Here is a 13,095-nt window from a genome sequence, read left to right on the forward strand (position 1 = left end):
CCATGTCACAAGAACTACATTTTGCTGTATCTCAGTTTTTGTACAAAAAAGCAGAGCTTTGTGATGCTTATGACTGGGATGCCTACCTAGAGCTTTACGATGAAGATAGTGAATATCATATTCCACAGTGGATTGATGACCATAACTATGTTCAAGATCCAAATCAGGGCTTGTCTTATATCTATTATGCAGACCGTACGGGACTTGAAGACCGTGTATTCCGTATTCGTACCGGAAAAGCAGCATCTGCAACTCCGTTACCACGTACTTTGCACAGCATAAACAACATTCGAGTTAAAACACTGGATGATGGATTAATTGAAGCAAAAGTTGCATGGCAAACGCTTTATAACCGTCAAGGTTTAGAAGGCTGTTTTTACGGACATGCCACTTATCTTTTACGCCAAACAGCGGATGGTTTCCGTATTCGTCGTCAACACAGCATTTTGCTGAATGACAAAATTGATTCCGTTTTAGACTTCTATCACGTTTAAGGGGAATGAAAATGGGACATTCAGTTGCACTTAACTTTGCCGATGGCAAAACCTTTTTCATTTCAGTAAATAACGATGAATTGTTGCTTGATGCAGCAGTTCGCCAAGGAATTAACCTACCGCTAGACTGCCGTGAAGGTGTTTGTGGTACCTGTCAGGGTCAGTGTGAAACTGGTATTTATGAACAAGAATATGTTGATGAAGACGCATTAAGTGAGCGTGATTTGGCTGAGCGTAAAATGTTAGCTTGCCAGACGCGTGTGAAATCCGATGCAGCTTTTTATTTCGATCATGATTCTGCGATCTGTAACGCTGGTGATACTTTAAAAATTGAAACCAAAGTAACCGCTGTTGAGTTGGTTTCTGAAACAACAGCAATTTTGCATCTTGATGCGAGCAGTCATGCTGAACAGCTTCAGTTTTTACCGGGTCAATATGCTCGTTTGCAAATTCCAGATACTGAAGACTGGCGTTCTTATTCTTTTGCAAATAGACCAAATGCGACCAATCAATTGCAATTCTTAATCCGTCTCTTGCCAGACGGTGTGATGAGTAATTACTTGCGTGATCGTTGTCAGGTTGGGCAAACCCTACTCATTGAAGCACCACTTGGTAGTTTCTATTTACGTGAAGTACAGCGTCCACTGGTTTTTGTGGCGGGTGGCACAGGTTTATCAGCTTTCTTGGGAATGCTTGATAACTTGGTTGATCAGCCCAACTCGCCTGCCGTTCAGTTGTACTATGGCGTAAATAATGAAACCGATTTATGCGAACAACAGCGTTTACATGCCTACGCGGAGCAGCTACCAAACTTTAGTTATCACCCGATTGTGACTAAAGCAACTGAAACATGGCAAGGCAAAGCAGGCTATATTCATGAGCATTTAAATAAAGATCAATTGGCCGAGCAGGCTTTTGATATGTATTTATGTGGCCCACCACCAATGATTGAAGCCGTTAAAAATTGGTTAGATGAACAATCTTTGCAAAACTATCGTATTTATAGCGAGAAGTTTTTACAGAGCAATACCTCACGTTGAAGTATAAATAATTTAAAAACCACTGAAACCTGAAATGATTCAATATACTCTGTAGGGGGTATATTGAATTTTTGCATAAAAACTAAAAGTTAATATATATCAATAATATAAAACAATAAATTCCGACAAAATAAAATTGACCAATTCGCTCGGATTTGCTATAAATTTTGATAGATCTTAAGGAATAAGGTCATGATGAGATTAACTTATAGCACCTTTTATATCCCCCTATTCTATTTCTCAAATGTATTAAATTGATGGACAAAATCCGACGTAAAAATTTGAGAAAATCATATTAATTAGCGGTTAAATTGGTCTGTATTTTGCTTATATCTCATTGTAATTTGCGAGTAACTTAATTTTTTAAGTGCCGTATTTACTTGCTGAACAGTGAAGGTTTAAGACTTTTGCAATACAAGTAAATACAGGAGTGAGCCAAAAGGGATAAATATGAACCAAGCCAACTCCCCAGAACTCAGTGGGCGTCATTTTCAAAATGAGTCTATCTTTACCAATCATAATCTGGTGTTTGATCACCACGATTTAAGCGAAACTTGCCGAAATGTAGGCCAAATTTTTAAGCCACATGATCTTAAAATCTCTCAGCAGAAGCGAGATTTCAGTGCAACCATGCACCATGTTAAAACAGGCGCATTGTCTATTAGTCGCTTGGAATATGGCGCGGATGTCATTATTGAACCAGATCACCTTGATAACTTTTACTTAATTCAAATTCCAACTCAAGGCTACGCAGAAATTGAGTTTGGTTCGCAAAAGTTTATTTCTTATTCTCAAGTTGCTTCTCTTATTTCACCTCAGCAATCTTTACGTATGCGCTGGCACGCGAACTCACCACAGCTCATTCTAAAAGTTTCAAAAGATGATTTTACTTACCATTGCCGTCAACACATTGCAGATTCAGAAAATAACTTACTCATTTTCGACCCAAAATTAGACTTTTCTATACAAAGTGGAGCCTATTTTTTACAGCTGGTTAGAACCTTGATGGATGCTTTGGCATGCGAGCAACACCCGCTTCATCATCCTTTAGCCTTTAAACAATTTGAGTCAAATCTATTTAATGCGCTCATTTATGGTCAACCCAATAATGCATTACATAAAATAGATCAGTATAAAGAAAAAATAGTTTCTCCTTATTTTGTGAAGCGTACAGAAGCTTATATAAAAGAACATTTACATGAGCCACTTAATGTCGAAATTTTAGCTGAACATGCAGGCGTGAGCGTAAGAACCCTATTTACTGGTTTTAAAAACTATTTGGGGACAACCCCAATGTCTTATTTAAAAGAATTACGCTTTGAACAGGCTCATTTAGAGCTGATGCATAATGAAAATCTGTCGGTTACTGACGTTGCATTTAAATGGGGATTTAGCCATTTAGGCCGTTTTTCTCAAGAGTATAAACGCCGTTATGGCGAATTACCTTCTTCTACCCGCCGTTCTGGTCAAAATGAAGGCTCAGGCTTAATTACTTCAATTTTTTCTTAAACCAAAATAGATAAAAGCCTTTTATATTGATTGATATAAAAGGCTTTTCTTATAATTTAAAAATGATGGACATAACGAACTTGTAGTCGTGTTCCCTCTGGACGGTTTTCAGCATCTTGCTCAAAATAAGCATTTGCAACCAAGTGATCATTTTTAGAAAAACTATACATCGCACCCGGACCAATCGCCCAGACTTGCTCACGTCTACCTTTGACTTTTTCACCATCGACTTCGGTATCAGTGACTTGTTTTAGCCAATAGCCATTTAGTCCTAAGCGAAACTGTTCAGTAATGGCATAGTCTGTTGCGAAGTTTGCATGAATTGCTTGCCCAGCTTGCATATCATTTGCTCCAGCAAAAGCATAGCTTGGGTCATTATTTTTAAAGTTATAGAGATAATGGATACGTGTGGAAGCGGTCCATTTAGGATTAAACCAATACGTTGCAGCCCAATAAGGGTCAAATGAAACAGCGTTATTACTGGGGTTAATATCTTTTTGCCGATCGTATTCGCCCGTAGGTAAATTCACCTGAAACTCAAAACGATGTACAAACTTCGGCCCTTGCGCGCCCATGACTGGATCGAATTGAATAAAAGGTCCAATCATAATGTCCCCAAAGCCACTTTGGGCTTTAATAGCAGCATTATTTAAGCCATCATCCATGTCCATTTTGCTGACAAAAGGAATTAAAAAATTCATACCCAGGCTGGCTTTATCTTTTACTCGGACATTCGATAAATAACTAATCTGCTCAACCAATACTTGATAATTTAAATCTGTTTTAGGTAAACCTAATTTTTGTCCATTGGCATCGACCAGTTTATTACTATTGTAATTTTGAAAATAGGTTTGAGCATACCAGCCGGGCCCTGCTGGTAAACCACCATCCAGAAAGCTGGTCATACCTAAATTTACGGTCGGTAAATCATAGGCATGAGAAACCAATGGCAAACCCAACAATGTCCCTGCTAAAAAGCCATGTTTAATTAAAGTGCTTTTCATCTTCTTATTTCCTATAAAAAAATCACGACCGGATTGATCGTGATTGTGGTGAATTAATGTGCTAATTCAGGATGTTCTGCGGCAATCCGATACTTTCCTGCGTGGAATACCAATGGTTCACCTTGGCGTTGTTGGTATTGTTCAATTTGACCAATGAAAATCAGGTGATCTCCGCCCTCATACTGATTTACATTTCGGCAAACCAAGGTTGCGAGTGCATCAGATAAAATTGGAACGCCTGCATTGCATTGTTGATGGGCAATACCTGCAAATTTATCTTCGGCACCCCGAGCAAAATGTCCTGAAAGCTGATGATGCTCTTGTGCCAACATGTGAATGGCAAAATATTCAGCTTCAACAAAATCAGTCAAACTTGGAGCTGTTTTTGAAAGACTCCATAAAATTAATGGCGGATCTAAAGACAGCGATGAAAATGAATTGGCTGTCATGCCTATTTTCCGACCATCTTTACCACGAGTTGTAATCACGGTAACGCCAGTTGCAAACTGTCCAAGCAAATTACGGATTTCTCTTGGGTTTTCTGCATTAATTGCTTGTAAAGCTAAAGTTTCAATTGTGTCCATTTTCATATCTCCCTTTGCTGTTTTGCCCTTAAGCCACTTTTGCTGCGGTTTTTGAGGCCATGAATGCTTGAGCCTGATTTGCATCAAACCACCAAGGAGCAAAGGCACGAGGGTCATCAAAGTTATTGGCCATAATGGAAGCAATGCTCTGGTTTTGGCTTGCGGCTGCTAATAGCTCAACAACATGGGGTTGCGGCGGTACTAACAGGCTATTGGTCCAAGCCACCACTTTTTCTGCATAAGCCCAATAACGTTCAAAAGTTTGAACCATCCATTGTTCGCTAAAGTTTTGATTATCATTGGCTAAAATGGCATCGAAATAGATTTTGCTACACTTAGCAGCGTTGTTTGAGCCTTGACCGGTAATTGGGTCATTCACCACTAAGGCATCTGCCATCCCAAAAATTTTCTTGCCAGACGGTAATGTCAAAACGGGTTTACGTACGGTCGGTGGGAAACGTCCAGCCAAATATCCGCCTGCATCGGTCAACTCAACATTTGTGCAACGTTCATATTCCCAAGGCACAAATTTCTTGAGTAAATCCAAACTGCATTGCAGATGCTGTTCCGGTGTTTTGACATCTTGCCAGCAGTCCATTGGGCCGTTTGGAATACCTTCAAACACCATAATGTCACAAGGACCATTCACGGTGAGTGCCGGAAATGAAAAGTACTCGCCCACTTCAGGAATAATGTTAAAAGTCACACGTGAATAAGGTGAAATTGGCTTCATGTTTTTGACGTAGGTCAAAGCCAAAGCGCGTTGAGGCTTATCAAAAACACTACGTGCATCATCACGCTCAAACTGTTTAACGACTTCACCTTTACCAGCAGCGAGTAATACAAGTTCGTAGTCGTTTGCGAGTTGTTCTAACTCGTCTATTCCCACATCCTGAATTACCAATTGACCGCCACGGCGTTCAACTTCTTCCATCCAATATGGCATTTTGACGCGTTGATCGACCGATTGAGCGTAACGCTCAAGACGAGCACTCCATTCAAATGCTTTACCACCATTTTCAGGATTGACTAAAGCTAGCCCAATGCCTTCTACTGCTGGGCATTGTTCTTCCCAAAAATTCAGTCCCAAGTCACGTTCAGTTTGTAAAGCGGTATGAAACATACACTGGCTTGACATGACTTTACCTTGGCGGATTTCATCGGCAGTTCGGTTGGTGATCATTGTCACCTCATAGCCTGTATCTAATAAGCCTAAACCAAGCTGTAAACCAGACTGTCCTGCTCCAACAATTGCAATACGGCGCATAATCTTCTCCATAATTTTCTAAATGTGCTTTTAAAACGCTGTGCTATTCGGCTAAACGTGGAATAGCGGGCTGTGATCCTTCAGGGCCCATCACTGAATATCCGCCATCGACCGCATAATCAGCTCCGGTGACAAAACTCGCAGCGGATGACAATAAAAACAAAACAACATTGGCGACTTCTTCGGGATGACCCAATCGGCCTAGCAAGTGATAATCGGCTGCCACGCTATCGGCTTTTTCATGGTTATTACCACTGACTTCTGCAATAACACGAGACCATGTCCAACCCGGTGAAACGGAGTTGACGCGAATACCATCGGCAGCAAAATCCATTGCCATGCTTTGTGTGAGTTGACGTATCGCGGCTTTAGACACTGGATATAACCAGCGCCCTGTTTGTGCCACTTTGGCCGAGATTGAAGTAAAATTAACGATTGAACCTTGCTGCTTTTTTAGGTCATGGTATAAAGCACGGCTCAGCTCAACTGTAGAGACCAAATTAATATCAAGTGCTTGTAACCAGTCCTGACGTGAAGATTTAAAACCGTCATCTAAGTAAGTACATGCCAAATTCACCAGGTAGCTCACTTCACCTAAATGTTGGTGAATATCTGCCACAGCTTGTTGAATAGCAGCATCACTGGTTAAATCGGTTTGAATAAACATCACATCATGATTAAAGCTTTCTGCAATTGCCTTGCCTTTGGCATCAATATCTAAGATAGCGACATGAGCACCTGCACTGACTAAGGCTTGTACAACAGCTTTACCAATCAGTGTTGCGCCGCCGCTCACCACAGCGACTTTTCCTTTTAAATCTATATTCATTGCAGATCCTCCTTAATTGACTGGCTTGCCTTCACTACTTGACCAAGATGGCATCAACGTATTTGAAGGAAGATCTTCATCAAGAAGTTTTCGTGCTGTCTCGACACCTGCAACTGGCAAGCCTGTTGGGTCTAATAAACCAATTTGAACAAGCACCGATGCTTGGTCCCAGTAAATATGCTCATGACACAGCTTTGAACCTCTGAACTGAATTACACCTAACATTGGAATTTCGACGTATTTACCAGTCGGTTTTACCCCCGGTAATAACCAGTCAATTTCAGCATCGTGGGTAAAGCTCATAATGAACTCGTCTATCACTTGCGTTGAACCAACCGTACGAGAGATCGAAGTAATCTTCATATCTTTTGGGTTTTGGTGAACAAAATGATATTGATAAAAACGAGCAAGCTGGCTTTGGCCTACACCACCAGTTAAAGTTGGAATATGGTTGACATAAGGTTCTGCGACCATCGTTGCCATGGTTGCAGGCACATCACGCGTATCGAACTCATGCCGAATATGCTCTTCCCATAGTGCAACAAGGTCATATTTCGGTCCAATCGTGTCATGTAGAGCGGTTACTGTACGTTCGTGGGCAAAGCGTGCTGAAGGTTTGTGATAATGATTGCTTTTTGGGCGTGCAAAAGCATGATCAACACCTTCATAAACATAGGCTTGTACGTTTGAATATTGGTTGGCTGCATTCACAATCGCTTGCCTTGCATCTGGCGGTGTAAATTGGTCCAGTTCTGCAATATGTAAAACCAAACGACCCTTTACGTTAGCTAACTCATCTAACGCTTTTTCAATGCCTACACCGTAATAACCTACGGCACATGCCACGTCAGAAAGTCGGCAGCCTGCTAGATACGCCAGCTTTCCACCCAAACAGTACCCCACCACACCAAGTCCTGTAGAAGTGTCACATTCTGGTCGTGTCTTTAAAAAAGCTAAGCTGTCTTGAATATCTTCAACCCCAAGATTTTCATCATATTGCTGATAAAGTTCAAAAGCCTTTTGAAAATCTTCTGGTTTGTAACCCAGTTCTATATTAGGTGCTACACGCCAAAATAAATCAGGAACTAAAACGGTATAGCCTTCTTCTGCAAGAAATTCTGCTTTTTCTCGCATGGCTGCATTCACCCCAAAGATTTCCTGACAAAGCACCACACCGGGTCCTTTTCCTGTTTCTGGTGTTGCTAGATACGCACTGAACTGTTTTCCAGATGCAGTTTTAATTTGAACGGTTTGACCAGCCATAGTGTCAACTCCTGACATTGTTATGGCTTTATCTTCTATCCGAATTTTTTTTTAGACTGTCCAAAAGCTGCAAGCACTATCCAATCTCTGCGCAATTATCAAAATCCATCAAACTGGATAAAAACTAAAAAAATAAGAAATACCTATATTTCAAAAGTTTAAATTAAAAAATTAAATTAATACTTTTTATCTCATTTGGAAAAAATGGATGAAGATTAGGACTTATAGGATAGTGACGATTGGCTAAAAATAGTTCAATCAAGTCATGTAATTCGTTTGATTACATAAAAAAGCCCAGTCATTTTCTAAATTAAGGCGTTTTATTTATGCATCGACCATGGCCACTTTATGGACAACAAAAAACGTTAATGCTCATCAATATTTTATGTTGTAGTGCATTTTCTACTCAGGCTTATTCAGCGGATGAAGAATGGAAATTTACATCAAAAAATGCATATATAGACAGAAACTATGACAATCCAGATGTAAAAGATACAGGTAGCTGGTCACAATCAGTTTCTCTATTTTACAACTCAAATATGCATGATACGCCATTAGAAATTGGTGGAACCCCAATTCAAATTGGCGCAAATGCTTCAGCACAATATGCGGTTCGTTTAAGCCAAGATAAACATGTTGCAGATACGGTATTACCTTTCGATAAAGCGACGCAGTCACAAGCACCTGATTATCTAAAATACGGCGCGACCTTAAAGCTAGGCTATAACAAGACACTACTCAGCATTGGTGAGTTATGGCTGGATTTACCCGTAACCACTGTAGATGCAAGTCGACAACTCCTGACATCTTATTGGGGAACTAACCTTAAGAGCCAGCTAAACGATAAGCTTTTTGCAGAAATTGGCCGCATTGAAAAAGTATCTCCGCGAAATGAAGAAGACTTTCACAGATTTTCTTTTACTTCAAAAGGTGTGACTGGCTACTCCGATGGGCTTAACTACATAGATCTGCGCTATCAATTTGCGCCTACATTGAAGGGTGAATATTACTTTGGGAATATGGAGGATTTATATAACAAACACTATGTCGGCATTGACCATATATGGAAAAATTCTAATTTTTCAGTTAATTCAAAGTTCAAATATTTCAATGCCAAAGATAATGGAAATCTTTTTGACATCGATGCACAAAATGTAGGGCTACTAGAAACGCTTAAAGTAAAAAATCATAGTTTTGGTGTGGGTTATCAGCAAATTATTGGTGAGTCTGCTTACCCGTTACCAGATGGTTTCTTGCCTGAAACTTATTTCATTAACTGGAACACGACTGGTTTCTTCAAACAAAATGAAAAGTCCTATCACTTTATTTATGGCTATGACTTTAAAGATTATGTGCCTGGCTTAAATACCACTTTCAAATATGTATATGGCGATCACTTTAAGACAGCAGATGGCTTAAAAAATAAAGAAAGTGAAGCAAACGTTATTGTCAATTATGCCCTTCAACAGCCCTTCCTCAAAGGCTTAGCTCTTCAGTACATCTTCATCAATTATGACGTTAAGCATGGAAATGATTTCTCTGAAAACCGTTTCTTCGTCAATTACAGCAAAAAATTTTAATGAATAAGGAATACGTATGAAAACGATAGATGCAAACACGATTATCAACCGTGAGAAACTGTCTCCACTACAGTGGATGGTTTTTATCCTAGGCTTTTTTGTCTTCTTCTGTGATGGTCTAGACACAGGAATTATTGGTTTTGTTGCTCCTGCATTATTAGATGATTGGGGAATTACCAAGCCGCAACTTGCTCCGGTTTTAAGTGCTGCTTTAGTCGGTATGTCAATCGGTGCAATCATTTCGGGGCCTTTGTCCGATAAATTTGGACGTAAAGGCGTCATTGTTTTTACAAGTCTTTTATTTTCCATATTTACGATTTTGTGTGGCTTTGCCAATTCAACCCAAGACTTAATGATTTATCGCTTTATTACAGGTGCTGGTTTAGGCGCAGCCATGCCAAACATCAGTACGATTGTCTCTGAATATATGCCTGTAAAACGTAAAGCATTTCTAACAGGTCTTGCTGGCTGTGGTTTTATGCTGGGTATTTCTTGTGGCGGTGTGCTGTCAGCTTATCTATTAGAAAGTTATGGCTGGGCTAAGGTGATTATTATTGGCGGAAGCATTCCCCTAATTTTAGTGGTTGCTTTATTGCTTAAATTACCTGAATCAACTCAATACTTAATTACACGTCATCAACAAGACAAAGCTCAGCGTATTTTAGAAAATATTCAAGGCCATTCGTTCCAAGAACCTGTAAAACTTGTTTTAACTCAAGCAGAAAATGCTTCAGATGAAAATCCAGTTAAAGTGGTTTTAGGAAAATATCTGTGGGGTTCAAGCATGCTTTGGCTCTGCTGCTTTACCAGTCTGTTGGTGTTCTATCTTTTAACAAGCTGGATGCCAACAATTTTAAAAACAGCAGGTTTTAGTACTCAACAGTTTAGTTTAATTGCAGCGATTTTCCCTTTTGGTGGTGTGATTGGTGCAACCATTATGGGATGGTACATGGATAAACTGAATCCAACCACAGTCATTAAATATTCATACCTGATTGCTTTTGTCCTATTCATTGTTGCAGGTCTGGTGAGTTCAAATATTTTCTTGTTAGGTCTAACTATCTTCTTAATTGGTGCCTTACTCGCAGGTGCTCAGTCCTCATTACTGCCACTTGCAGCTATGTTCTATCCAGCAGTGTGCCGCGCAGTTGGCGTTTCATGGATGCATGGTATTGGTCGTATTGGTGCAATTTTAGGTGCTTTCTTTGGCTCTCTTATTTTCACTTTCAACCTAAGCTTAAGTGGTATTTTCTTTATTCTTGCACTACCAACCTTCATCTCATTTATTGCACTTAGCCTGAAAGTGATTTATGAGAAATCTAAAAACAAACAAGTGTTAAAGCTAGAAGAAAGCTATAAATATTAAGCGATAAATAAAAAACTGATTTAGTTACCTAAATCAGTTTTTTATTTGGAAAAATTAAATATCAGAAAATTTTGCCTTTGGTCTCACTTGGATTTTCGCCGAACTCTTCGCGATATTCTTGAGAAAAACGACTTAAATGGTTAAAGCCCCAGTCATAGGCAAGCTTTGAAATAGAAACCTTTCTATCTGCTCCTGTGGTGCTCAAGATTTTATAAATTTGTTGGAGGCGATATTTTTTCAAATACGACATAGGGCTTGTGCCGTAGTATTGTTGAAATTCATCATACAATTTTGATTTTGAAACCCCAGCCAGACGCTGCAAGTCTTCTGCACAGATTTCTTCGTGAGCATGTTCAATAATAAAATTACGAACCTTACGAATATAAGCTGGCTCATCCTGATGTGAGAGTAACTTTAAGGCTTCAGAGTAATTATTTTCTTGAGACAACAATAACGCTTTAATTACAAAATTTTCATAGTCTTCAGACAACATCTGCAAACCATAAAAATTGCTATATTGCGATTTTAACTGCACAAAATTTTGAATGTTCTTCCACCATGCACCAATCAGTTGCTCCGAGTCCAGATGCATTTCAGGATTAAAAATAATAGGCGTTTCTATAGGTTTATTGAGTAGATCCGCAAGCACAATCTGCATACTCCGCTCAGGAATGACCACCTGAAATTTTCTGCAATCTTTATCGATAATCAGATCTTGCTGATCGTTATTTGAAACAATAAGGCCCCTGTTTTCATCAGATTGATAATGAGCACCACGAATGTTGAGAGCTTGTCGACCTTGTATCGGCAAACTAATGCTATACGCTTTTAAATTTGAGATGTTAATGGCAACGTTTGCACCATAACTGATTGTACCGATCGCCATTTTTTTATTAGGCAAACGCATTCCGTCATAGTGAAAATCGAGAGTGTCTTTGTAAATTGTGTCTAGACGGTGTTCACCACAAATTGTGGACATCAAATTCTGCGCAAATTCAGCTTTGCGTGAATAATGATTGAGTTCCGTCTGTTGGCTGAGTGATATCATATCCTTTTCACCTAGCTAAATAACTTATTGCTTAAAAAGCAACTTGTATGCCAATTAATATCCTTTAATTGACGAATTTTCCTGAAAAATATCTAATCAAGAAAGAGAGTAAAGATTACTTTCTCACACTCTATTAGATTTTAAAAATGGAAATAAGTTAAATACCTTTAAAGTATAATTTCATACTTTAACAAACTTATTTTATTAGTTTTTTTATAAACAAATAGAGTAGATATAAATCATTATTTTGAACAGTAGGCTATCGTAAATTTTAATGAATAAAAAAACCGCCTATTTAAAATAAGCGGCTTTTAAAACACTTAAATTATTGAACTGTATAGCCACCATCCATAACGACAGCTTGGCCTGTTACCCCACCAGCTTTACCACTCGCGAGGAAAATTGCATAGTCAGCAATTTCTTGAACAGACAACAAACGCTTTTGAGGAACCATTGCTAAAATTACGTCTTCAAGTGCGCTGTCTAAACTCACATTACGCGTTTTAGCCAAATCTGCAATTTGACCACGAACCAATGGCGTATCTACATAACCGGGGCATAAAGCATTTACTGTAATACCATCACGTGCACATTCCAATGCTGCAACTTTTGTTAGGCCAATCACGCCGTGTTTCGCGCTGTTATAACCTGCCTTTCCAGCAAAACCAATCAAGCCATTAATTGAAGCCATGTTAATAATACGTCCATATTTTTGAGCTTTCATGATTGGTAAAACATGTTTAATACCAATAAATGCTCCTGTTAACATGACCTGAACTAACTTTTGAAAAACAGCCGTTGGAAACTCTTCAATAGGTGCAACATGTTGAAAGCCAGCATTATTAATTAAGATATCAACCGTGCCAAAGGTCTTTTGAGTAAGCTCAATTGCTTGTTTATAAGCGTCTTCATCGGTCACATCACATGGTGCAGATAATGCTTCAAAGCCTTGCTCTTTAAGTGAATTCGCCGTTTCTTGGCACTTTTCGGCATTCATATCAGAAATAACAACTTTGGCACCTTCTTGAGCAAATTTCTTAGCAATCTCTAGACCGATACCACTTGCAGAACCTGTAATAAAAGCAACTTTACCGTCTAAAATTTTAGTCAT

General features: G+C 39.1%; 12 protein-coding genes. 5 read left to right on the forward strand and 7 right to left on the reverse strand.

All coding sequences use genetic code 11. The annotated features are described in order from the left end of the window. Positions 1 to 2 precede the first annotated feature (2 nt). The 3 genes from antB (at position 3) to AC056_RS13825 (ending at position 3,043) form a co-directional block, all read left to right on the forward strand. Positions 3 to 494, forward strand: coding sequence for an anthranilate 1,2-dioxygenase small subunit (antB, locus tag AC056_RS13815; protein WP_000076809.1), 492 nt, complete (start codon positions 3 to 5; stop codon positions 492 to 494). Positions 495 to 499: 5 nt separating this feature from the next. Next, complete coding sequence (gene antC, locus AC056_RS13820; protein ID WP_077163937.1) at positions 500 to 1,534, forward strand: anthranilate 1,2-dioxygenase electron transfer component AntC; 1,035 nt, start codon at positions 500 to 502, stop codon at positions 1,532 to 1,534. 450 nt (positions 1,535 to 1,984) lie between these two features. Beyond that, complete coding sequence (locus AC056_RS13825) at positions 1,985 to 3,043, forward strand: AraC family transcriptional regulator (RefSeq protein ID WP_077163938.1); 1,059 nt, start codon at positions 1,985 to 1,987, stop codon at positions 3,041 to 3,043. A 56-nt stretch (positions 3,044 to 3,099) separates the two neighbouring features. On the opposite strand, the gene AC056_RS13830 is transcribed toward AC056_RS13825, so the two are convergent. The 5 genes from AC056_RS13830 to AC056_RS13850 are packed head-to-tail and all read right to left on the reverse strand — an operon-like array spanning position 3,100 to position 7,990. After that, the gene (locus tag AC056_RS13830; RefSeq protein WP_077163939.1) at positions 3,100 to 4,047 is read right to left on the reverse strand and encodes a SphA family protein; all 948 of its coding nucleotides are present in this window, start codon (positions 4,045 to 4,047) and stop codon (positions 3,100 to 3,102) included. 53 nt (positions 4,048 to 4,100) lie between these two features. Then, positions 4,101 to 4,631, reverse strand: a complete 531-nt coding sequence (locus tag AC056_RS13835) for a flavin reductase family protein (RefSeq protein WP_039253754.1) — start codon at positions 4,629 to 4,631, stop codon at positions 4,101 to 4,103. Between the two features lie 28 nt (positions 4,632 to 4,659). Then, positions 4,660 to 5,898 carry a styrene monooxygenase/indole monooxygenase family protein gene (locus AC056_RS13840; protein ID WP_213033499.1) on the reverse strand — a complete coding sequence of 413 codons (1,239 nt, stop codon included), beginning with the start codon at positions 5,896 to 5,898 and terminating at the stop codon, positions 4,660 to 4,662. A gap of 43 nt (positions 5,899 to 5,941) precedes the next feature. Further along, a complete protein-coding gene (locus AC056_RS13845; protein WP_077163941.1) occupies positions 5,942 to 6,727 on the reverse strand; it encodes an SDR family oxidoreductase in 786 nt (261 codons plus the stop codon). Positions 6,728 to 6,739: 12 nt separating this feature from the next. Then, on the reverse strand, positions 6,740 to 7,990 hold the full coding sequence (locus AC056_RS13850) for a dienelactone hydrolase family protein (protein WP_077163942.1): 1,251 nt from the start codon (positions 7,988 to 7,990) through the stop codon (positions 6,740 to 6,742). A 368-nt stretch (positions 7,991 to 8,358) separates the two neighbouring features. Here AC056_RS13850 and AC056_RS13855 point away from each other — a divergent pair, with 368 nt between their 5' ends. Together AC056_RS13855 and AC056_RS13860 are read left to right on the forward strand one after the other, a co-directional pair. Beyond that, positions 8,359 to 9,570, forward strand: coding sequence for an OprD family outer membrane porin (locus tag AC056_RS13855; protein WP_416224620.1), 1,212 nt, complete (start codon positions 8,359 to 8,361; stop codon positions 9,568 to 9,570). A gap of 16 nt (positions 9,571 to 9,586) precedes the next feature. After that, positions 9,587 to 10,936 (forward strand): MFS transporter, encoded by a 1,350-nt coding sequence (locus AC056_RS13860; protein ID WP_077163944.1) that lies wholly within the window; start codon positions 9,587 to 9,589, stop codon positions 10,934 to 10,936. A gap of 61 nt (positions 10,937 to 10,997) precedes the next feature. On the opposite strand, the gene AC056_RS13865 is transcribed toward AC056_RS13860, so the two are convergent. Together AC056_RS13865 and AC056_RS13870 are read right to left on the reverse strand one after the other, a co-directional pair. Continuing rightward, positions 10,998 to 11,984, reverse strand: a complete 987-nt coding sequence (locus AC056_RS13865; protein WP_013197961.1) for an AraC family transcriptional regulator — start codon at positions 11,982 to 11,984, stop codon at positions 10,998 to 11,000. Between the two features lie 325 nt (positions 11,985 to 12,309). Continuing rightward, on the reverse strand, positions 12,310 to 13,095 hold the full coding sequence (locus tag AC056_RS13870) for a 3-hydroxybutyrate dehydrogenase (RefSeq protein WP_077163945.1): 786 nt from the start codon (positions 13,093 to 13,095) through the stop codon (positions 12,310 to 12,312).

Source organism: Acinetobacter genomosp. 33YU (assembly GCF_001990725.1).
Classification (GTDB): domain Bacteria; phylum Pseudomonadota; class Gammaproteobacteria; order Pseudomonadales; family Moraxellaceae; genus Acinetobacter; species Acinetobacter seifertii.